The sequence below is a fragment of the Bacillus sp. UMB0728 genome (assembly GCF_002858875.1).
Lineage (GTDB): Bacteria > Bacillota > Bacilli > Bacillales > Cytobacillaceae > Bacillus_AB > Bacillus_AB infantis.
This window is the reverse complement of sequence record NZ_PKLA01000004.1, coordinates 485,593-507,222: the sequence shown is the minus strand read 5'-3', so window position 1 is coordinate 507,222 and position 21,630 is coordinate 485,593. Positions and strand designations below refer to the sequence as shown.

The window sequence follows — 21,630 nt, the reverse complement described above, 5'->3', positions numbered from 1 at the left end:
GACTGGCATTTGTTCAGTCAGCAGCTTTCTCATCTTCTTCGCTGAACTTTGCTGCGCCTGGGACGTTCCGCGGTTCATATTTGATGGCATCCGAAGAAAAGACCCTGATGGCAAGTGTTCCTCCATATACCTGCGCGCGGATCAGGATGGGCTGGTTATAAGTGTTTTTAAAGGTGAAATCCGGTCCGTACCAGCTTACGGTTGCATCTCTGCCTGAAGGGACATACGGCACGCGCTTGCTGTGGGAATATCTTTGGATGATGCTTGTTCCGGCATTATCGACAGCATTATAAAGGGTTGAAGATACCTGGCATATCCCGCCACCGATCCCCTCGGACAGTTCTCCCCTGACAATTACCGGAGCTGGGAGATATCCCTTGGCTGCCGTCCTCTTGCCGACTGTTTCATTAAATGAAAATACTTCTCCGGGAAATACAACAATGCTGTCTATCGATCCGGCCGCGAGCCTGATATTCTGTGTTCTGGCCTTATTATGGGAGTTGAAATAGGTCACATATTGGCCGATCTGGCGTGCTTTAACAGATAGAATGAGCTCACTGTCGACCCTTGGATAAATCGGGAGAAGAGGCAGTTCAATGCTCCCTGAACCTGACTGGTAGTAAGTAGTATAAAAACGCGCTGAAAATAAATCCTGATTCAATTTGCTTCCGGGTTTTTCAGGGATGATTCTTTCTCCCGGGCCTATCCTGGCATCCTGCGGCTCTTTATAAGCCAGGCTGTTCATTTTAGCCTGGAATGCTTTAAATTTATCTTCATCTGCCAGCGGCAGGCCGGGTATATTGGCAGAGAATTCTTCTTTCTGGACTTTTATTGCATCCTTGCCTTCCTGCAGCACAGATAACTGTTCCGTTCCAATTCCTCCAGCTGCTGCCATAAGGCCGAAAAATAATAACAGCTTCATCATGCACCTCCCTGAAATAGTATGGGCAAGCCTCCTGAATTTCATGTAATACAGAAGAATGGCTGTACACCTCAAAGAGTGAAGAAAATTCCGGTATATGCTAATATAAATCTGATTATAAAAAAGAATCTTACTATTCAGGGAGGCAGAAATATGTTCAAAAGGGTGGCTTCAGATGTGCTGGGGATCAGTGATATTGGCAGTGTCATCTCGCCGGCTGACTATGATAAGGTCGATGCTGATGATTATGTGATGCATGAAGATAATGAAAAAATCTATTTTTTGATTAAATCCAAATCTGATGAATATTGCTTTACAAACAAAGCAGTCATCCATTTAGATGGGACAAGCGCGATGAGCAAGAAGAGAGTCCTGAAGAGATACAGCTTCAGGGAGCATCAAATTTCAAATGTATTCCTGGAAACAGCAGGGACAGTCGACATGGATGTAGAGATCAAATTTGTGATAGGCTCTGCCGCTTTCTCCATAGATGTACATAAACGCTTCATTGAAGAACTGAAAGACCTGTATAAAGCCTTGATAAAAATCTCCGAAATTTGTGCGGAAAATGAGCATTCGATGGAGTTTGCCAAAAAGAGCATTGAAGTAGCTTCTGCAACATTGGGCAGGGCTGCAGGGGCAAGGGAAGGAAGCCTGACGGATGATTTCAGGGTGCTGAACGAAACCGCTTTTAACTGGCTGATGAACAGCAGGAAAAAATACCATGTAAAAGATTTTGGATATGTTTTTGAAAAATTCATTAATAATTGAGGACCGGTTCGCTGCAGTATAAGAATTTATTCATAGCGGGGAGATGCGTAGCATGAGTATATCTTTGATGAAGAAAACAGCCGGGGTCGTGCTGGAAAAGAAAAAGCTGTCACACGTCAAGGCGAGGGTCGGCCTGGTTTTAGACATTTCAGGATCGATGCGCACCTTGTACCGGAACGGCACGGTACAAAAAGTAGTGGAGCGGATCTTAGCCGTTGCGAGCCAATTTGATGATGACGGCATGCTCGATATCTGGGTATATGACAATGAGTTCTCAAGGCTGAAGCCGGTGACAGAAAGGGACTTTGAAGGCTATGTTAATCAGTATATCCTGAATAACGATCTAATCCATAAATTTGGGCGCAATGACGAACCTCCTGTCATGGAGGATGTCATCAGCAAATACACACTGGAAGATCCGAGCAGCGATCCTGCGTTCATTGTCTTTATCAATGATGGCGGCTGCAAAAAGACGATCAAGAAACCGATTGTAAAATCGGCAGGCAAGCCTATTTTCTGGCAGTTTGTCGGTATTGGCGATGCAAATTTCGACGTGCTGGAAAAATTGGATACAATGGAAGGCCGCTATATTGATAACGCGAATTTCTATCATTTCAAAGATATCGAGCAGGTAAGCGATGAAGAATTGTATGACCATCTTCTTGATGAATTTCCATCATGGATTAAAGAAGCGCGGGAAAAAGGCGTTTTAAAATAAGAAAAGCCTGGCATCTGTCAGGCTTTTCTTATTTTTTCTGAATATTGAAACGTTTATAAATTTAGATCGTATATACAATTAGTAACAACTCCTTGTCATGAGCTATGAATGAACACTCATCACGCAGGGGAATGTAAGAGGAACAACGATCAGCAGGAGGAAATATGAAAAAGATTGCCGTATTGCTTATCTTATGTTCTTTCTTTGCCTCATCTGCCAGTGCCGAAACCCAGCAGGAAGAAAGGAAAGCTGCTATCATCATAGATGATTTTGGAGGAGGCATCGGAGGCGTAAAAGATTTCCTTGAAGGCGATATCCCGATTACAGCAGCAGTGATGCCATTTACAGATCAGACAGCACAGCATGCTGAATGGGCGCATGAAAATGGATTTGAAGTCATGGTCCATCTGCCAATGGAGCCTAAAAGGGGAAAGAAATCATGGCTCGGGCCCAAACCGATCACAACCAATCTGTCTTCTGAAGAAGTCAGGAAAAGGGTCAATGAAGCCATTGACAGCGTTCCCTATGCAAAGGGCCTCAATAATCATATGGGATCGCGGGCAGTGGAAGATGAAGGGATAGTAAGGGAAATCGTAAAAATTGCGAAAGAACGGAAGCTTTATATTGTGGACAGCGGCACAAGCCCTGAATCAAAATTTCCCATCATTGCAAAAGAGCTTGGTGTGCCGCTCATTAAAAGGGATGTATTTCTTGATGACATTTCTTCTGTTTCCCATGTCAGGCGGCAGATGAAGAAGCTGGCGCTGATCACGGAGCAGCAGGGCAGAGGGATCGCAATCGGGCATGTCGGTGTGACTGGCAAGGTCTGTTCGGCAGGGATCCTTCAGGAAAAGGGGTATTTTGAAGAGAAAGGCATCAGAATCGCCCCTGTATCAGAGATCATTTCAAGTGAGATCCGAAAAGAGTATTATCCATTCTATTAAAAGCCACTGGACAAAATGAGGCAAGTGGAAAGGGTGATAATCATGTTATGGCTCATCATTTTAGGCGGGCTTTTTGGATTTGGGGTGCTGGTTGATGTTATCTATCGGAGGAAGGGGATCCAGCATACAGACCCCGAACATAATGAACAGCATGTTTCTTCTTCAGAAAGGGTCTATATTGAATCCCATCTCCATAACAGCCGCCCGGAAAATCAGAATGGCAATTTTTAAGAAAACAAAGAGGCAGCCCAATAAGGCTGCCTCTCAGTTTTAGCTCCGTTTAAAACCTTCTTCTTCAAGATATTCTTTTGCTTCCCGATAAGATAGAAAAGCGGCGTCCAGGTTCAGGCCGGCATATACATTCCACATTTCATCTTCCTCTATGAGGACAAGGGTCTCGCCGCTCCGGCTGCTCCACGTTTCTTCCAGCCTTGCAGCAGGCTGGGCTTCTTCTGCATCATGGCCGGAGAGGGACTGGATCGATTTTGCAATGATATCCCGAAGCTCGGATTCAGAGAAATCCCTGATGTTCACCATGCCTTTGCTGTCAGGCGAATAACTCTGTACATATTCTGCAAAAACAAAGCCATTGCCGTTAGGATGCAGATGGTAAACCACATTTTTCTTGTCTATTGCGCTTTCTTCATAATGGAAGTTGACTCTTCCAAGAGAGACGTCTTTTCTCTCAAGCTCGGGAAATGACTCGATGATCGCTAATTTTTCTTCAAAAGTAAGCATGTTTCCTCCAATGGATAAGGTGTTAATTTTGTGTTCTGCCTATTATACCATTAGAATAGAAGAACAAAAAGCGCGCCTGATGGCGCCAAAGGAAAAGGAGCTGATTGCATGTCTGACACCGGCAAATATCGTGAGCATGTTAAGCCTGGAATGGAAGCGGATATCATCTTAAAGAAGGACCAGCGGTCAGGGGCAAGGACAAGGGGGATCATTAAGGATCTTCTGACCAATTCTTCTTTCCACCCGCATGGAATCAAGGTGAGGCTGACAGACGGCCAAGTGGGCAGAGTGGCAGAAATCATAAAAAAATAGAGGGGCAGCTGACGGCAGCTGCCTCTTTTTTTTGCTCTCCCGTTCACACTTATATTAGGAACATGGCGACAATTGTAGTGGCTGCAAGCCCAATGATGACAGGCAGGAGATTCCTCCTTGCAAGCTCAAAAGGATCCACATTGCAGATGGCTGCTGCAGGGATGAGCGCCCAGGGCACGAGCGTCCCGCCGCCAACCCAGATGGCGGCAACCTGTCCCAGGGCTGTCAAAGTTGCTGCACCGGCACCGATGGCTGAAGCAAAAAGGCTGGCGACAGAGCCTGCCAGGGAGATGCCGGAAAAGCCGGAACCATCCAGACCGGTGATTGCACCGGTAACAGTGAGCGTAACAGCTGCCACTTCCTTGCTCAGCGGGACTGCTCCTGCCAGAGCAACCCCGAGATCATTGACGATGCCCTGTGACCCCCCCGGCAAATAGTCGCCGATTATGCTTGTAAAGCCGGAATCTCCAAGGTAAAAGAAAGCTGCGATAGGGATGACAGGCCCGAAGACCTTGAAGCCAAATTGAAATCCCTCAATCATATAGGAGGTTGTTTTCTCCAGTCCTTTATTTTTGTGGCTTGCCAAGGTGATCACCAGCAGAATAAAAATCGATGTCCCGCCTACAAGTGCTGTCGCATCGCCGCCCTGCAGGTCAAGCAAGAACATAGCTGCTACATCTAAAGCGAATAAAACAGGGATAAGGACTGCAAAAAATCCCCTTTGGCTCCTTGAAAGAAGCCCGCGCTCTCCTGATTCAGCCTCATTCCTTTGATCAGGGGGAGAGGCCGGCAGCAGGAGGCCCTTTTTCATATCCCTTTTCAAAAAGAAAAAGGCAGCAGCAACTGTGACAATCCCCATTACGGCTACAAGGGGAATGCTGGCAGCTATTACTTCCCCTGCTGGAAGCCCGGCAGCGTCTGCCGTCAATTTAGGGGCTGCCTGGATGATGAAGTCGCCTGACAGGGCAATTCCGTGCCCGAAGAGGTTCATGGCCATAGCTGCTCCCAGGGCAGGAAGTCCTGCCTTCAGAGCTGCCGGCAGAAGGACTGCTCCAAGAAGGGCAACTGCTGGTGATGGCCAAAAGAACCAGGATATCACCATCATAACAATGCCGATCGTCCAATAAGCGCCTGCCGGACCTTTGATCATCCTGGAGAAGGGCGCTATCATCGCATCGCTTACCCCCGCAGCAGCAAGGACCCTGCTCATGGCGACGATGATGGAGATGACGAGAATGGTAGAAAGAAGCTCGGTTATCGCGTATATAAAGCTATTGAACACACTGCTGACTGAGGTGCTCAGGGAGCCGGTGCTTGTGATGGCAATCAGGAAGATCCCGGCTATGCACACAAGGGCAGTATCCCGTTTCGCTATCATAAAACCGATGATGAGTACAATGAAGAAAACATAGATAGCATGAAGGACAGTTAAATCAATCGCCATTTTATATCCCTCCTATAGTATGCTTGGGCCATGGCCTTCAAGCGTACTATAGATTATGTTCAGTTCTGGGCGATGTGCATGGCACACATCCGCCTCAAGGCGGAGGGAAAAGCATTCCAGAGGCAGTTAAAGATTGATGGAAGACTGATAAAATGGGATTGCAGGGAAAAGCATTTTCTGCAGCGAATATTTATAGAGAAAGAAAGAAGGGGAGCTAATTGCGTTATCGATCAGTCAATCAAATGATGTTTGCATTATGCCTTCTGGCTGCAGGTGTCCTGCTGCTTCTTGTAAATATAGGTGTCATTTCCTTGGAAATAAAGAAGTTTTTTGTCACAGTATATCCTTTTGTGATGTTCGGCTATAGCCTAATTCTGCTGATCTCGACATTGGCCAGAAAAAAAGGGGGCAAAGTTTTTGCCGGATTTTTGCTTGTTTTCTCCGGGCTGCTGGCCTCTGACAGATTCGGACTGATCCAGTTTTCTTTTTGGGATGTGTGGAAGCTTTGGCCGCTCGCCATCGTATACCTTGGATTCTCGCTTCTAGTAAGGAAAGAGCATATTAAAGTGCATGTTGAAACAGAGTTTCCAGCTAAGAAATATGATGGGATAGAAGAAAGCGAAAAGGATCTGGGCGAGGAAAAAATCATCAGGATCAAAAAGGGATCGCGGCATGCCCCATTAGCAAATATCAGAGGATTCTCTATAGGCGACGTCAGCTTTAAAAACGCAAATTGGTCTGTAGAACCTTTGGATCTGTATAATACGGTCGGTGATTATTTTATAGACTTCAGCAAGGCGTATATCCCGGAGAAGGAAACGCCTATTTCAGTCAAGGGATGGGTCGGCGATGTTAAGATGATTATCCCTGAGGATGTCCCGATTATGGTTCACTCCGATATCAATATCGGGGATATCCGCATTTTCGATCTGAAATCAGAAGACCTTGACCGCAAACTTTATTATAAGTCCCCGGGATACGATGATGCGGCAAGAAAGTTGAATATAACGATCCAGCTCAAAGTCGGCTCCATTCGAATTGATCATGTATAGGAGATACTGCTGATGAAAAAAATGTTCGGAATCAGGTATTGGTTTATCCAGAGCTTTATTATGATGGCGCTGATCAGCTCGCTCACCTTCTTTGTCGGGATCCAGATTTATTTATTCTTTGCCGATGAACCGGTCCTCACCATTTCAATCTCTTTCTGGCTCTTTATCTATTGCCTGCTGATCCTGCTGGCTGCCGGAGGCTATTTTGGCATTAAAGGCAGTTACTTAATCAAGGGAAGGCTTGGAGATATCCTGGTTGCAGTGTCCAATCTGCGGTCCGGCAAGCTGGCAGGAAGGATATCTTCTTATGAAAACGATGAAATCGGGCTTATTGCAGAGGAGCTTGATGGTTTGGCTGACTATATCCAGGAGCAGGTCCACTCGGTCCAACGGCTTGCTGAAGAACGTTCATCCCTGGCCCAGTCGGCCCATGCTGCAGCAGTTATGGAGGAAAGGCAGCGCCTGGCAAGGGATCTCCATGATGTTGTGAGCCAGCAGCTGTTTGCTCTTAGCATGATGTCATCTGCCGCGCTGAAGGTCTTTGACAGAGATTCTGAAAAAGCAAAGAAGCAGCTCAAGGAAATTTCCGGTATAGCCGCCAAAGCACAGGGGGAAATGAGGGCTCTCCTTCTCCATTTAAGGCCGATCCAGCTGAGCGATGATACCTTGTGTGACGGGATTATCAAGCTGATACACGAATTGCGCGGGAAGACTACCATCGATTTTCAGGCCAGCATAGATGAAATCGAGCTCTCCAAAGCAGCAGAAGAGCATTTGTTCAGAGTTGTCCAGGAGGCACTTTCTAATATTCTCAGGCATGCCGATGCATCAAAGATAAAGCTGACCCTTACAGAAAAGGAAGATTATACATATTTATTTATTGGAGATGACGGAAAGGGATTTGACCCTCATATTGAAAGGGTTGCCTCGTATGGATTGAAAACCATGCGGGAAAGATGCGAGGAAATCGGCGGGATTTTCAATATCCGGTCCAAACAGGGAGAAGGCACTTATATTGAAATACGGATACCGCTGAAAGGGAGGGAATAAAGTGATCAGGATCGCAGTTGTGGATGACCATGAAATGGTCAGGAAGGGAATCATCTCGTATCTTTTGACTGAACCGGAAATAGAAATAGTGGGGGAAGCTTCCAGCGGGCATGAGGGAGCTGCCCTAGTGCTGAAGGAAAGGCCCGATGTCGTCCTTATGGATCTTTTAATGGAAAACGGAAGCGGCATTGAAGCAACAAAAGAAATATTGAAAAGCTATCCCCAGTGCAAGATCATCATTATTACAAGTTTTTATGATGATGAGCAGGTCTTTCCTGCAATAGAGGCCGGTGCATTCAGCTATATGCTGAAAACAGCAACGGCGGATGAAGTGCTTGACTGCATCCTGAAGGCTGCAAGAGGGGAGCCGGTAATCGAGCCGAAGGTCGCCACCAAAATGATGGGCCGCCTTCGCGGCAGGGAGAAAAAGCCCCACGAGGAACTGACGGAAAGGGAGCTGGAGGTCCTTCTGTGCATCGGCGAAGGGATGACCAACCAGGAAATCAGCAATCAGCTCTTTATAGGGATAAAAACGGTGAAAACACATGTCAGCAACATACTCAGCAAGCTGTCCGTTTCCGACCGCACCCAGGCAGCTGTGTATGCCCATCAAAACGGCCTCATTAAACAAGGACCTAAAGCTTGAAGGGATTTTGCATAGGGCGAATGAAAGAATCTGGCGTTAATTTCTTCAGGTTCTTTTTTTTCAGCTGCAACCCGAAGAAAAGGCCGGAAAATGCGGGCTTCCGCATCTTCCGGCCACTTATGATAGTAATGATCAATCTGCTTCAGGGATATAATAAGTTGTTACAAAGGATGGGCGTGCAAAGATATTTGGACGCTGGACATCGATGCCTTGATCTGTTCCCCGTTTTTCGTGTGCCTTTTCATAGGCTTTGGAATCCTGCCAATTCTTGAAATCCTTTTCGCTCTCCCATTGGGTGAGAATGACATACGTATCACTGGAAAGCGGGCGAAGTACCCGGATGCTGATAAAGCCAGGCTCGTTTTCAACCGCCCCAGCCCTGTTTTTAAATCGGTATTCGAATAAGGGCCTTCCTTCTTCTGTTACGGGGATATTATTCATGACAATAAAACCGCGGCTTTCGAGTGAACCTGTTGAATCCAGCACTTCATAGCTCCGCGGTTCGTTAAATAAAGTTTTTCCCTCGGTTTCGTGGAGGAGCAGTGCATTGTCCGCATCCTGCATCAGCACCATTTTCTCTGCGCTGTTCTTATTTTGTACTATTTTTAAAAAATCAAAAGTGCCGTTCGTCATATAAATCCTCATCCATATCACCTCAAGATTCTCTTTGTATGTTAGCGCTCTCCCTCATTATAGCTTCTCCGCATGCCGATTCCCAATCAGAGCTCTTAGCTGCCGGATAGAAGTTTATTTCAAAATTTTGGTTTATCCAGGAACTATTGGTGGTATTTTCCTATTCGGAGGCTGCTGTATCTGTGTGCATCCTCCTGCCTCTGCCTGCTTATTGATGGTAGTATTTCCTTATTTTTTCCTTTTTATCTATTAAACAGGGAAATCTATCATTTCGTGATTTATAATGGCGAAGGGAAAATAATCCAAAAAAAGGTTGTGTAAAAACGTGAAGAAAAATGTTTTATGGACAGCACTCTTGGCTCTAATGCTTTTACTATCGGCATGCGGGAATGATGAAAAAGCTTCAAACGGTAAAGAGCCGGAAAAGAAGGTTGAAGCTGAAGAAACAGATCATGCTGCCGCAGAGGAAGAAACTGATGAGTCGGAAGAAGCTGAAGAAACGGCTGATGGAACAAGTGCAGAAGGAGAGCTGCTCAACCCAAATATTTCAGATGAATCAGAGGGCGAGGTTGAAGTCATCTATACGAACACAGAGCCTGGCTTTGTCCATGATATGAAAGGCTTCAAAGTCTCTGTGGATGAATATCAGATCGTCAAAGTGACAGGTATGCACGAGGATGTCACCATCCCGTTCAATGATGAGATCGACGGGTATGTGATTACGGCAAAAGTTACAGTGGATAATGGCACTGATAAAGCAATGTATTACAACAATATGCACCGTATCCAGACATCACATGAGCTGGACTGGTACCCATCAGACCCAACCTTTATCCTTGATGCAGACAAGGTCAAATCGAAAAAAGAGTCAGAAACAGGGAAATTCGCAGCCGGGGAAAAGATAACAGGGCTGATTTCATTCACCCTGACAAATGCCGAATTTGATAAGCTTTCGACTGTAAAGCCGAAGTACATCATTGAAGGCGGAGCTGCAGACAACGACCAGTTCAAAGGTTCCATCCAGGGGAATGCAGTCTTTGATTTTGCTTACAGTGTTGAACAGAAGGAGGCCATGGCAAGCGAGCCATCCTTCTACCAGGATCAGCTGACAACCGATAATATGGCAGATAAGAAAATGATTTTCGAAAAAGAAGGAATTGGCGAAGCACAAAAAATCGGTGATGTGAATGTAACACTTGAAGGGGTTCAGTATACAGAAATCACCCCGACAGAGGCCAATAAGCCGCGCTTTACAAATTTTGGCGACAGCGGCATTGTGGCCCTGACAGTCAAATTAAAAATTGACAATCAGTCTTCAGAGCCGGTCAGCATCTGGAATATAGGTTCCATCCTTTCAGTGGATGACAACCGCGCCAGAATTCTGTCACAGGGCATGGTTGAACCCCGTGAACCAAAGGCCATCGAGGCAGGTGCACAGGGAGAAAAGCTTCATGTCTTTCTATTCAGGAAAGATGAATTCGAAATATACAAAAAGTTTGATCTGGAATTCGGCCCTTTCTATAACGAAGACGGCACAAAAGCATTCAAAGGAAGAACAGCTGAATTTACACTGCCGAGATAAATTACATGAAGGCAGTATTTTTCAGACCAGAGGGGGTACGGAATGTTAGGGTTCCGTGCCTTTTTTGGTTTGTTTTTTCCTTTGCAAAATCAATGAATTAAAGGAAATAACCCTAATAATAGAATTGAATAAAGCAATGTCATGAAAAGCCAACTTTAACTTAACGTTTTTTACGAAATATAAAACTATAAGGTATTAATTGACCTGCTCCGATGGAGTTCTAAAATGGTAATTGAATGTTAAAGTTTTCAGGGTTGTACTGCCATTCGAATTTAAAAACCTGTTGATTGGAGTGCAAGGCACGAAGACTCCTGCGGGATTGCAGCGGAAGAGTTGAGACCCCACAGCCGCTTGCGGCGAGGAGGCTCAACTCCGCCCCGCGGAAAGCGAAGTGCCTGGAACGGAGATCAACACCTCATTTAAAAATAGAAATGACTTTTGTAATGCAATTTGTTTTTGCTTTTTCTCTTTTAAGGCAAATTTTCGACATTTCCCCAGGCAATCTATACAACCTATCCTGAAACCGCTATAGTGGAAGGGGCAATATGCCCTATACATACCGAAATTTCTAATTTCCAGAAAGATATATTACAATAAACAAACAGAAGAGTACTGAAAGGTGGATACAGTTTTATGGCAAAACAGATAGACGATACATTTTTAAAAGCGGCGCGCGGGGAAAAAACAGACCGCGTCCCTGTATGGTATATGCGGCAGGCTGGCAGATCCCAGCCCGAATACCGTGCCATCAAAGAGAAATACTCCTTATTCGAAATAACGCATCAGCCTGAATTATGTGCCTATGTTACAAGGCTGCCGGTTGAAAACTACGGAGTGGATGCTGCGATTCTCTATAAAGACATCATGACGCCGCTTCCCGCCATCGGAGTGGACGTAGATATTAAAACAGGCATCGGTCCGGTCATTTCCAATCCGGTCCGCTCGCTTTCAGATGTTGAGAAACTGGGGGAACTTCATCCTGAACAGGATATTCCCTATGTCCTTGACACAATCAAGCTCTTAACAGAAGAACAGCTGACAGTTCCTTTGATTGGCTTCTCCGGCGCGCCATTCACAATCGCCAGCTATATGATCGAAGGCGGGCCGTCAAAGAATTACAATAAAACAAAAGCTTTCATGTATTCTGAGCCGCAGGCATGGTTCGCGCTGATGGACAAGCTTGCTGACACCATCATCGTTTATGTAAAAGCACAAATCAAGGCTGGTGCAAAGGCTATCCAGCTTTTCGATTCATGGGTAGGCGCACTGAATGTGGCCGACTACCGCTGCTTCATCAAGCCGGTTATGGAACGGATCTTCACAGCTCTTAAAGAAGAAAATGTGCCTTTGATCATGTTTGGTGTGGGCGCAAGCCACCTGGCCATGGAATGGCATGACCTTCCATTGGACGTAGTCGGACTGGATTGGAGGCTTCCAATCAGCGAGGCAAGGGAGATGGGCATCAGGAAAACAGTCATGGGCAATCTTGATCCTGCCATATTGCTTGCTCCATGGGAAGTAATTGAAGAGAGAGCCAGGGAAATCCTTGACCAGGGAATGCAGCAGCCAGGCTATATTTTCAATCTTGGCCACGGCGTCTTCCCGTCTGTCAACCCGGATACATTGAAAAAACTGACTGGCTTTATCCACGATTACTCGGCTTTCAAGCTTGCTGAGTAATTCCTGAGCATTAGATTTTGTATTCAGCCGGGTTTTTGGCACAATAAGTGACTAGATACATGATTAAAAAGAGGTGTAAATATAATGCCGAAAAAGAAAATGGGCCTGCTTGTCATGGCCTACGGAACGCCATATAAAGAAGAAGATATTGAGCGCTATTATACTCATATACGCCATGGAAGAAAGCCCTCAGATGAGATGCTTGAAGATCTGCGGAGCCGCTATGAAGCAATCGGCGGGATTTCCCCGCTTGCCAGGATTACACAGGAGCAGGGTGAAAAGCTTGAGCAGCATCTGAACAGCATCCAGGATGAAATTGAATTCAAGATGTATCTGGGCTTGAAGCATATTGAACCTTTTGTCGAAGATGCAGTGAAGAGCATGAAAGAAGATGGAATCACGGAAGCTGCAAGCATCGTGCTGGCTCCCCATTTTTCAACCTTCAGCGTGAAGTCATATAATGGCCGTGCAAAAGAAGAAGCAGAAAGGCTTGGCGGCCTGACCATCACTTCTGTAGAAAGCTGGTATCAAGAACCGAAATTCATCGGCTATTGGGCAGAAAAAGTGAAGGAAGCCTTCGCATCCATGCCTGCAGATGAAAAAGACAATGCAGTGCTGATCGTATCAGCCCACAGCCTGCCAGAGAAAATTCTCCAGTCGGGAGATCCTTACCCTAACCAGCTGCAGGAGACTGCGGATCTGATCGCTGAACAGGCGGGGGTAGAAAATTATAAGGTTGGCTGGCAGAGTGCCGGGAATACTCCTGAGCCATGGCTTGGGCCGGATGTCCAGGACCTGACGCGCGACTTGTATAATGAAAAAGGCTATAAAGCATTCGTCTATACACCAGTCGGGTTTGTAGCAGACCACCTTGAAGTTTTATATGACAATGACTATGAATGCAAAGTTGTAACAGAGGAAATCGGGGCAAGCTATTATCGTCCGGAAATGCCGAATTCACAGCCCGAATTCATTGATGCTATGGCATCTGCCGTACTCAGGAAGCTTTCAGAATAGCAGAGAGAAGGAGACCTGCCTTTTGGGGCAGGGCTCCTTCTTTGGTTTCTGATTATGTCCCTCAGTTAGGGATAGTAATTAATAATAAAATATTAACCGGGAAGCATTGCAAGAGCTGCTGACATATGCTATTATTATTTTTGTTCAAATTGACCAAAATGTTCATTCAGTCATTTTGTGAATCGAGGTGTATAGATGGCTGTAGACCGCAAGCAATTAATTATTGAAGCTGCCAATAAATCATTTTCTCTGTTTGGCTATAAAGCAACCACAATGGATCAGGTGGCCAAAATTGCGAATGTCGGCAAAGGGACGATCTACACGTTTTTTAAGAATAAAGAGGAATTATTCGATGAAATCATCACAACGCTCATCAAGGAAATGAAAATTGCAGCTGACGAATCTCTGGATTCTTCATTATCTTTCCACGAAAATGTCCATCGCGCCTTATATGGGATCCTTGAGTTCAGGCTGAAGCACCAGCTGACCATCAAGCTTTTCCAGGAAGAAAAGGAAATGGGCACTCCTGCAGTAATGGAGGTAATGGAGAGGCTGGAAAAATCAATTCTTTCTTATATTAAAGAAAAAGTTGCCGAAGCTGTGAAAAAAGGCGAGATAGCAGACTGCGATCCTGAGCTGACTGCCTTCATCATGTTCAAGCTCTATATCGCCCTGATTTTTGATTGGGAAAAGCAGCATAAACCTCTTGAAAAAGAGGAAATTGCAAAGCTGTTTGAGCAATACCTGTTTAAAGGATTATCTAACTGACTTAAGGGATAGTCCTTGTTTTATGAATAAAATTGACCATTTGAACAAAATAGTCAATCGTACAGGGGGAAAAATAAATGAGAAATAGATTATTCAGGAATGAGTTTTCAGCTATTTTTAAAAACAGAAAACTGCTGATCCCGATTATTGCTGTCCTGTTCATTCCTGTGCTTTACAGCGGAATGTTCCTTTGGGCATTCTGGGATCCTTATGATCATCTTGCCGATCTGCCTGTCGCAGTAGTCAATGAAGACAAAGGGGCAGAATTTGAAGGAAAAGAGCTGCAGCTCGGGGACGAACTGATATCCAATTTAAAAGATAGTGCTGATTTTAATTTTAAGTTTGTTACTAAAGAGGAAGGCTATAAAGATCTGGAGAAGGAGAAGTATTATATTCTTGTAGAGGTTCCTGAGGACTTTTCAGAGAATGCGACAACTCTTTTGGATGAAGATCCGAAAAAGCTGAATTTAATTTATGTTCCAAACGAAAGCTATAACTTCCTTTCTTCACAGATTGGCGGTACAGCAATTGAAAAAATCAAAGCTTCTCTTTCCGAGAAAATTACCGAAACCTATGCTGAGACGATGTTTGATAAAATCGGCGACATGACAGACGGTTTGGTACAGGCGAGCGACGGGGCCGGTAAGCTTGACGAAGGAGCCCTGGAGCTTAAATCAGGTTCACAGGAACTGAAGAATAAGCTTGGAGAATTGGCCGGGAAGTCTGTTGAATTTGATAATGGCGTCAGCCAGGTGAACAAAGGATCTGCAGAGCTGGCTGCAGGAGCGAAGGACCTGGACTCTGGTCTTGGAAAGCTTCAAGCCGGCCATCAGAAATTGGAAGCTGCGGCCAGTGAGCTTCAGGCGGGTAATCAGGAAGCAGCTGCTGGAGCTGCAAAGCTGAATGAAGGAATCCAGCAGGTCCAGGGAAAGGTTCCTGCCCTTGTCCAGGGAGGAGAACAGCTTCAGGGCGGTGCTGCCTCAATTTCAGGCTCACTTGATCAATGGCAGTCAGAAGCTGCCAAGGTCAGCGGCGGAATGTCCCAGCTTCAGCAAAAGCTGGGGGCAGTCCTGCAGCAGATGCCGGAGGACTCCCCTGAAAGAAAAGAGCTGGAAGCAGCCTTAGGCCAGCTGGCAGCCGGTACATCACAGCTTGCCGAATCTGCCGGCCAAATATCCGGCGGAGCACAGCAGCTGTCAGACAAAATAGGCAGCCTTTCAGAAGGGCAAAAGCAATTGCAGCAGGGAATTGATTCTCTTGCAGCAGGAAGCTCTTCACTCGCACAAGGTACAGCCAAGATACAGGATGGCCAGCAGCAGTTTATCGCAGGCATGAATGAATATGGACAGCAATTTGCTTCAGCAAAAGCCGGATCAGCACAGCTGGCGGCAGGGAGCACAGAGCTTTCCGGCGGTCTCGGCAAGCTGGCTGATGGCTCTGGCGCCCTGAAGGAAGGCGCAGGAAAGCTGTCTGAAGGTGCCGGCAAAGTGGCAGAAGGGAATTCAGCATTGTCCGAAGGCTCAGCAGAGCTTGCAGGCAAACTGAAGGACGGAGCTGAGGAAGCTTCATCTGTAAGTGCGGATGACAAAACCTACAATATGATTGCCGAACCTGTCCAGGTGAAAAATGAAAAAATCAATGAAGTGCCTAACTACGGAACCGGCTTTACGCCGTACTTCCTTTCATTGGGCTTGTTTGTCGGAGCTCTGCTTCTGTCCATAGTGTTCCCGCTCAGGGAGCCGGCATCGGTCCCTGGAAACGGCCTAAGCTGGTTTGCAGCCAAGTTTGGTGTTCTTGCAGCGGCAGGCATCATCCAGGCGCTTATTGCTTCATGGATCCTGATTTCGGGACTGGGGCTTGAAGTGCAGAGCATCCCATTATTCCTTCTGTTCAATATTATTACAAGCCTGACCTTCATGGCGCTGATCCAATTCTTTGTTACAGCGCTTGGAGATCCGGGAAGATTTGTTGCTATTCTTATACTCATCCTGCAGCTGACAACAAGTGCAGGCACCTTCCCGCTTGAACTGATTCCGGGCTTCCTGCAGCATTTCAATGCCCTGCTGCCGATGACCTATTCAGTGGCAGGCCTGAAGGCCGTGGCATCGAGCGGAGACTTTGCCTTCATGTGGCATAATGCAGCCATCCTCCTTGGCTTTATGCTCGCATTCATTGCTGGCACGATGACTTATTTCACTATCATGCATAAAAGAAAGTACGCAGCAATCGCAGAATAATAGAGACAGAGAAAGACCCGGCCGCCGGCCGGGTCTTTTTGGTAAAATAAGAAAGTATATTTTTTTAACTTCGATTACTGTCTAGCTCCAGCGCCTACCCCCTCGAGGTCACAAGCCAATCATCCCAAAAAGGCAAAGAACGCCTTTCCGGGATGATCGTCTTGAGGCCCCCAGGATGGGGGTTATGCAGACGTTGCCACAGGACGTGGCGTTCTTAGTCTGCGTTCCTTAAGGGTGAGCAAGGCGCTTGCGCTTTTCTTATAATTTTATAGAATTCCAGTCAGTTCAAGTCAAGACACTTATCACATTTAGTCCCATAGCATTCGTGCTGCTCATCAATGGAGCTGCCGCACTCCGAACATTGTTTTGCTGGCAAATTCCTGAAAAATTCCACGATATTTTCTAGCATTCTGTCAGCCTCCCGGGTTATGTGTTTGTGTTTCTGTATTTACATTGTATTATAACAGTATTTTTAAGTCAACAACTGTATCAATACAATTTTAAAAAAATGAAAAAATAGGCATAATCGATTATAGTGTTATTAGGGATTCGGAAAAAAGGAGGACTGTTAGATGAAATTAACTGTTATAGGGCCCTGGGGAGGTTATCCGAAGGGGAATGAGGCCAGTGCCGGCTATCTTCTCGAGCACAATGGCTTCCGCCTGCTTGTGGACTGCGGCAGCGGAGTACTGTCGAAAATGCAGCAGATCATCCAGCCGGAGGAGCTAGATGCGGTCATTATTTCTCATTATCATCCTGACCATATCGCAGATATCGGCGTATTGCAGCATGCCCGCCTCATCCAGGGCTTCCTCGGAAAAAAGATGGATACCCTGCCTATTTATGCTCACAGGGAAAACCCTCAGGAGTTCTCGAAGCTCAGCTATAAGGATATTACAGAAGGAAAAGAGTATAAGCCGGACGAGGAATTAAACCTCGGGCCCTTTACAATCACATTCTTAAAAACAGATCATCCGGCACCATGCTATGCGATGCGGTTTGAAGCAGAAGGAAATGCGATTGTCTATACAGCCGATACATCCTATAAAGAAGAGCTGGCTGCTTTTGCATCCGGAGCTTCCCTGCTTGTCAGCGAGTGCAATTTCTACGGAAATCAGAATGGAAAGAACGCAGGGCATATGAACAGCTATGATGCCGGGAGGCTTGCTGAAAAAGCTGGCGCGGAACAGCTTGTCCTGACCCATCTTCCGCATTATGGGGAGCTTTCAAAGCTTGCTGAGGAGTCGGCAAGGGAATACAGCGGCCCAGTCCGCCTGGCTGCATTCAATGATACCTACACTATCTAAAACAAAGGAGAATCATCATGCTATTTATCGACAACAAAGGGATTACAGACCCCCGCATAAATCTTGCCATTGAAGAGTATGCATTGAAGAACCTGGACATTGACCAGGAAAGCTATCTGCTTTTTTACATAAATGAGCCTTCCATCATCATCGGCAAAAACCAGAACACCATCGAGGAGATCAATACAGAATATGTTGAGAAAAACGGCATTCATGTGGTCCGCCGTTTATCCGGAGGGGGAGCTGTCTACCACGATTTGGGCAATCTTAATTTTTCATTCATTACAAAGGACGATGGGGACAGCTTCCATAACTTCAGGAAGTTCACAGAGCCTGTTGTCGAGGCCTTGAAGAAAATGGGGGTGGCAGCTGAGCTGAGCGGACGGAACGACCTTACTGCGGAAGGAAGAAAAATTTCCGGTAATGCCCAGTTCGCCACAAGGGGCAGGATGTTCAGCCACGGGACATTGCTGTTTGATTCTGAGATCGACAGTGTTGTATCGGCCCTTAAGGTGAGGAAGGATAAAATTGAGTCAAAGGGCATCAAGTCCATCCGCAGCCGTGTGGCGAATATTTCTGAATTCCTGGAAGAAAAGGTTTCGACTGAGCAGTTCAGGAGCACACTCCTGAAGAACATTTTTGGGGATCTTGACGAAATTCCAGAGTATGTACTGACAGAAGAGGATTGGGAAAAAATACACCAGCTATCAAAAGAGCGCTACCAGAATTGGGACTGGAATTACGGGAAATCGCCGAAATTCAATCTCCAGCATTCACACCGATTCCCGGTTGGCCAAATCGATGTACGGCTGGATGTTAATAAAGGGATTATCGGGAATTGCAAGATATTCGGCGACTTTTTCGGTGTCGGAGATGTAGCAGTAATTGAAGAAAAGCTGTCAGGTCTGCGCTATGAAAAAGCGGCAATCGAAGAAGCCCTTGCAGATATCAACATCAAACATTATTTCGGCAATGTTACCAAAGAGGATTTTATTAATCTTGTCTACTGAGTTTTCCCCCGCCCAGGCGGGGTTTTTTCATGGTGAAGCAATAAGCGGCGCCCAAATATCTACAAAATTTTGGCACTGTGCACTTGAATACATAAATTTCTTTCAATATAATATATTTAGAAAATTTTTTATTATTTAATGAATGATTATTCATTCATTTAGGAGGAGGGAAAATTATGAACTTATCTTCACAGCTGCATGAAACCGCACAGAAGCTGGGTGAAAAACCGGCCTATTATTTCATGGACAAGGAAAGCACTTATGCTGAGCTTGATGCGGCAGTTACAAAGTTTGCTTCAGGCCTTGAAAAGCTGGGTATCCAAAAGGGAGACCATGTTGCACTGCTTCTCGGCAATTCTCCATTCTTCATTATCAGCTTGTATGGGGCGATGCGCCTGGGGGCGACCGTGATTCCGATTAATCCGATCTATACGCCGGATGAAATTGGCTATATTGTCAAAAACGGTGATGTGAAAGCCATCATCAGCCTGGACTTGCTGGTTCCAATGGCAGAGAAAATGCATGGGGCGCTTCCATCGGTTGAAAACTATATTATTTGTGAAACTCCGCAAGGCAAGCAGGCGGATGCTGATGTCTCGGCCCTGAGTGTCTATCCTAAACTGAAATCGTTTACATCAGTTCTGGCATCAGGCGATGCAGGGTACCAGGGACCGGAGCTTGAGGAAGAGGATACAGCTATCATCCTTTATACATCAGGTACCACAGGAAAGCCCAAAGGCGCAATGCTCACGCATAAAAACCTTTACAGCAATGCAAAGGATGTAAGCGATTACTTAAAAATGAATGAATCGGACAGGGTCATTACGTCGCTTCCGATGTTCCATGTCTTCTGCCTGACTGTTGTACTTAACGCACCTCTGATGAATGGAGCGACCATCCTGATCGATCCTAAATTCAGCCCGAAAGAAGTATTCAGGCTGGTAAAAGAGTATGAGGCAACTGTTTTTGCCGGTGTGCCGACCATGTACAATTTCCTGCTGCAATACAGCGATGGAAAGGCGGAAGATTTAAAGTCCCTCCGCCTCTGCATTTCCGGCGGTGCATCACTGCCGGTAGCATTGCTTGAAAACTTTGAAAAAAAATTCAATGTCCTTATTTCTGAAGGCTATGGCCTGTCCGAGGCATCGCCGGTAACATGCTTCAATCCGCTTGACCGGCCGCGCAAGCCTGGTTCAATCGGGACATCCATCCTGAACGTTGAAAACAGAGTTGTCAATGAACTGGGTGATGAGGTGCCGCCTGGTGAAGTCGGCGAACTTGCTGTAAGGGGGCCGAATGTTATGAAAGGCTATTATAAGATGCCTGAGGAAACTGCTGCTTCCATCAGGGATGGCTGGCTTTTTACAGGAGATCTTGCGCGGATGGACGAAGAAGGCTATTTCTATATTGTAGACAGGAAAAAGGAAATCATCATTGTCGGCGGCTACAATGTCTATCCAAGGGAAGTGGAGGAAGTGCTGTACAGCCATCCGGGCGTGGTTGAGGCGGCTGTCATCGGCGTGCCGGATCCGAATCAGGGAGAAGCGGTCAGAAGCTATGTTGTGCTGTCCGACCCTTCTCTCACCGAGGAAGAGCTTATAGGCTATTGCAAACAGCATCTTGCTAAATACAAGCTGCCTTCCTCAATCGAATTCCTGGACGAGCTGCCTAAGAATACGACAGGAAAAATATTGAGAAGAGCATTGAAGAAACAGGTTCTCCAGACCAAATAAAGCTAAGATGGCAGTTTCTCCATGGCCATTCTGCCGATATGTGAAATATCATTTACACCTTGTTTTTCAAAACCAGGCCGGACTTCGCCTCCAGCCTGGTTTTTTGATTTGAGCAGGAAGCTGCCTGCTTCCATCCTGTCATCTTCCGCCGGGGATAATATAGAAACGCTTCACACAATGAGTGAAAAGAAAGGGTTTTCATACCTGGAAAGCGAATTATGCAGATAGATATTAAAAAGGAGTTGAAAACGAAATATGAGCAGCATTGATTTGAAAGTGGAGAATCACACGGCCGTTATTACCCTGAACAGGCCAGAAGCACTGAATGCTTTTAATTATGAGACTCTTGAAGAGCTGCAGCGGACAGTGGAGGATATCAGGATCAATCCGGATGTCCGGATTGTCATTTTTATAGGAGCAGGCGATAAAGCATTCAGTGTCGGGGCTGATCTGAAGGAAAGAAAGACACTTTCTCAGACGGAAGTCAAAAGGAATGTATATAAAATCGGCGAGGTATTCTCATTGATTGATCATCTTCCTCAGCCTACGATTGCAGCCATCAATGGATTTGCTTTTGGCGGGGGGATGGAGCTGGCCCTGTCCTGTGATTTCAGGCTGGCTGCCCAGGGAACGAAGATGGGATTGACTGAAACAAGCCTTGCCATCATTCCCGGAGCAGGCGGGACGCAGCGTCTTCCGAGGCTGATCGGACAGGCTAAGGCACTTGAGCTGATCCTCACTGCCAGGAGGCTTACAACTGAAGACGCTTTGCATTATGGATTATTGACAAAAGCAGTCCCTCAGGAACAGCTTCTTGAAGAATGTCTGAAGCTCGCAGAAGAAATGCTGGCAAACGGGCCTGTCGCCCTTCAGCAGGCTAAATTTGCTGTTAAACAAGGGATGAATGCGGATCTGCAGACAGGTTTGCAGATTGAGAGAAAAGCCTATGAGGTGACTATTCCGACAGAAGACAGGCTGGAAGCCCTTCAGGCGTTCTCCGAAAAAAGGAAGCCTGAATTCAAAGGAAGATAACAAAACACCCTGTGAATGGAAAGCCGTTCACAGG

General features: G+C 46.0%; 23 protein-coding genes. 17 read left to right on the top strand and 6 right to left on the bottom strand.

What is annotated here, in order from left to right; genetic code table 11:
• Positions 1-13: 13 nt before the first annotated feature.
• Positions 14-925: a VanW family protein gene (locus tag CYJ37_RS18305; protein WP_009793961.1), complete on the bottom strand. Its 912-nt coding sequence runs from the start codon at positions 923-925 to the stop codon at positions 14-16.
• Between the two features lie 150 nt (positions 926-1,075).
• Here CYJ37_RS18305 and CYJ37_RS18300 point away from each other — a divergent pair, with 150 nt between their 5' ends.
• The 4 genes from CYJ37_RS18300 to CYJ37_RS18285 all read left to right on the top strand — a co-directional run bounded on the left by CYJ37_RS18300 (position 1,076) and on the right by CYJ37_RS18285 (position 3,586).
• A complete protein-coding gene (locus CYJ37_RS18300) occupies positions 1,076-1,693 on the top strand; it encodes a PH domain-containing protein (RefSeq protein WP_009793960.1) in 618 nt (205 codons plus the stop codon).
• A gap of 52 nt (positions 1,694-1,745) precedes the next feature.
• Positions 1,746-2,411, top strand: coding sequence for a vWA domain-containing protein (locus CYJ37_RS18295; protein WP_022543576.1), 666 nt, complete (start codon positions 1,746-1,748; stop codon positions 2,409-2,411).
• A gap of 164 nt (positions 2,412-2,575) precedes the next feature.
• Positions 2,576-3,355 carry a divergent polysaccharide deacetylase family protein gene (locus CYJ37_RS18290; protein WP_009793958.1) on the top strand — a complete coding sequence of 260 codons (780 nt, stop codon included), beginning with the start codon at positions 2,576-2,578 and terminating at the stop codon, positions 3,353-3,355.
• A gap of 42 nt (positions 3,356-3,397) precedes the next feature.
• Positions 3,398-3,586 carry a hypothetical protein gene (locus tag CYJ37_RS18285; RefSeq protein WP_253616516.1) on the top strand — a complete coding sequence of 63 codons (189 nt, stop codon included), beginning with the start codon at positions 3,398-3,400 and terminating at the stop codon, positions 3,584-3,586.
• Positions 3,587-3,625: 39 nt separating this feature from the next.
• Here CYJ37_RS18285 and CYJ37_RS18280 read toward each other — a convergent pair whose 3' ends face one another.
• Entirely contained in the window at positions 3,626-4,093 is a 468-nt protein-coding gene (locus CYJ37_RS18280) for a hypothetical protein (RefSeq protein WP_101550961.1), read from the bottom strand.
• A gap of 108 nt (positions 4,094-4,201) precedes the next feature.
• Here CYJ37_RS18280 and CYJ37_RS18275 point away from each other — a divergent pair, with 108 nt between their 5' ends.
• On the top strand, positions 4,202-4,405 hold the full coding sequence (locus CYJ37_RS18275) for a YwbE family protein (RefSeq protein ID WP_009793955.1): 204 nt from the start codon (positions 4,202-4,204) through the stop codon (positions 4,403-4,405).
• Positions 4,406-4,454: 49 nt separating this feature from the next.
• On the opposite strand, the gene CYJ37_RS18270 is transcribed toward CYJ37_RS18275, so the two are convergent.
• Entirely contained in the window at positions 4,455-5,849 is a 1,395-nt protein-coding gene (locus CYJ37_RS18270; protein WP_101550959.1) for a hypothetical protein, read from the bottom strand.
• 218 nt (positions 5,850-6,067) lie between these two features.
• On the opposite strand from CYJ37_RS18270, the gene liaF reads away from it, so the two are divergent.
• Genes liaF through CYJ37_RS18255 form a run of 3 tightly spaced genes read left to right on the top strand, consistent with a single transcriptional unit; the run spans position 6,068 to position 8,597 of the window.
• Positions 6,068-6,901, top strand: a complete 834-nt coding sequence (liaF, locus tag CYJ37_RS18265; RefSeq protein ID WP_101550957.1) for a cell wall-active antibiotics response protein LiaF — start codon at positions 6,068-6,070, stop codon at positions 6,899-6,901.
• A 12-nt stretch (positions 6,902-6,913) separates the two neighbouring features.
• Positions 6,914-7,951, top strand: a complete 1,038-nt coding sequence (locus CYJ37_RS18260; protein ID WP_009793951.1) for a sensor histidine kinase — start codon at positions 6,914-6,916, stop codon at positions 7,949-7,951.
• A 1-nt stretch (position 7,952) separates the two neighbouring features.
• On the top strand, positions 7,953-8,597 hold the full coding sequence (locus CYJ37_RS18255) for a response regulator transcription factor (RefSeq protein ID WP_009793950.1): 645 nt from the start codon (positions 7,953-7,955) through the stop codon (positions 8,595-8,597).
• Between the two features lie 132 nt (positions 8,598-8,729).
• Here the strand turns inward: CYJ37_RS18255 and CYJ37_RS18250 are convergent, their stop codons facing one another.
• Positions 8,730-9,242: an antibiotic biosynthesis monooxygenase family protein gene (locus CYJ37_RS18250; protein ID WP_009793948.1), complete on the bottom strand. Its 513-nt coding sequence runs from the start codon at positions 9,240-9,242 to the stop codon at positions 8,730-8,732.
• 313 nt (positions 9,243-9,555) lie between these two features.
• On the opposite strand from CYJ37_RS18250, the gene CYJ37_RS18245 reads away from it, so the two are divergent.
• The 5 genes from CYJ37_RS18245 (at position 9,556) to CYJ37_RS18225 (ending at position 16,514) form a co-directional block, all read left to right on the top strand.
• Entirely contained in the window at positions 9,556-10,812 is a 1,257-nt protein-coding gene (locus CYJ37_RS18245; RefSeq protein WP_253616518.1) for a DUF5068 domain-containing protein, read from the top strand.
• Positions 10,813-11,445: 633 nt separating this feature from the next.
• Positions 11,446-12,492: a uroporphyrinogen decarboxylase gene (gene hemE, locus CYJ37_RS18240; protein ID WP_009793945.1), complete on the top strand. Its 1,047-nt coding sequence runs from the start codon at positions 11,446-11,448 to the stop codon at positions 12,490-12,492.
• 84 nt (positions 12,493-12,576) lie between these two features.
• Positions 12,577-13,509, top strand: coding sequence for a ferrochelatase (gene hemH, locus CYJ37_RS18235; protein WP_101550955.1), 933 nt, complete (start codon positions 12,577-12,579; stop codon positions 13,507-13,509).
• A 195-nt stretch (positions 13,510-13,704) separates the two neighbouring features.
• On the top strand, positions 13,705-14,277 hold the full coding sequence (locus CYJ37_RS18230) for a TetR/AcrR family transcriptional regulator (protein ID WP_009793943.1): 573 nt from the start codon (positions 13,705-13,707) through the stop codon (positions 14,275-14,277).
• 77 nt (positions 14,278-14,354) lie between these two features.
• Positions 14,355-16,514, top strand: coding sequence for a YhgE/Pip domain-containing protein (locus CYJ37_RS18225; RefSeq protein ID WP_101550953.1), 2,160 nt, complete (start codon positions 14,355-14,357; stop codon positions 16,512-16,514).
• Positions 16,515-16,794: 280 nt separating this feature from the next.
• Here the strand turns inward: CYJ37_RS18225 and yhfH are convergent, their stop codons facing one another.
• Positions 16,795-16,923, bottom strand: coding sequence for a protein YhfH (gene yhfH / locus CYJ37_RS18220; RefSeq protein WP_009793941.1), 129 nt, complete (start codon positions 16,921-16,923; stop codon positions 16,795-16,797).
• Positions 16,924-17,086: 163 nt separating this feature from the next.
• Here yhfH and CYJ37_RS18215 point away from each other — a divergent pair, with 163 nt between their 5' ends.
• The 3 genes from CYJ37_RS18215 (at position 17,087) to CYJ37_RS18205 (ending at position 20,564) form a co-directional block, all read left to right on the top strand.
• The gene (locus CYJ37_RS18215; protein WP_101550951.1) at positions 17,087-17,821 is read left to right on the top strand and encodes an MBL fold metallo-hydrolase; all 735 of its coding nucleotides are present in this window, start codon (positions 17,087-17,089) and stop codon (positions 17,819-17,821) included.
• 17 nt (positions 17,822-17,838) lie between these two features.
• The gene (locus CYJ37_RS18210) at positions 17,839-18,831 is read left to right on the top strand and encodes a lipoate--protein ligase (RefSeq protein WP_009793939.1); all 993 of its coding nucleotides are present in this window, start codon (positions 17,839-17,841) and stop codon (positions 18,829-18,831) included.
• 176 nt (positions 18,832-19,007) lie between these two features.
• Positions 19,008-20,564: a fatty acid--CoA ligase family protein gene (locus CYJ37_RS18205; RefSeq protein WP_041825242.1), complete on the top strand. Its 1,557-nt coding sequence runs from the start codon at positions 19,008-19,010 to the stop codon at positions 20,562-20,564.
• A 2-nt stretch (positions 20,565-20,566) separates the two neighbouring features.
• Here CYJ37_RS18205 and CYJ37_RS27800 read toward each other — a convergent pair whose 3' ends face one another.
• Positions 20,567-20,698 carry a hypothetical protein gene (locus tag CYJ37_RS27800; RefSeq protein WP_257964246.1) on the bottom strand — a complete coding sequence of 44 codons (132 nt, stop codon included), beginning with the start codon at positions 20,696-20,698 and terminating at the stop codon, positions 20,567-20,569.
• Between the two features lie 121 nt (positions 20,699-20,819).
• Here CYJ37_RS27800 and CYJ37_RS18200 point away from each other — a divergent pair, with 121 nt between their 5' ends.
• Complete coding sequence (locus CYJ37_RS18200) at positions 20,820-21,596, top strand: enoyl-CoA hydratase-related protein (protein ID WP_101550949.1); 777 nt, start codon at positions 20,820-20,822, stop codon at positions 21,594-21,596.
• The last annotated feature ends 34 nt before the right edge of the window (positions 21,597-21,630 follow it).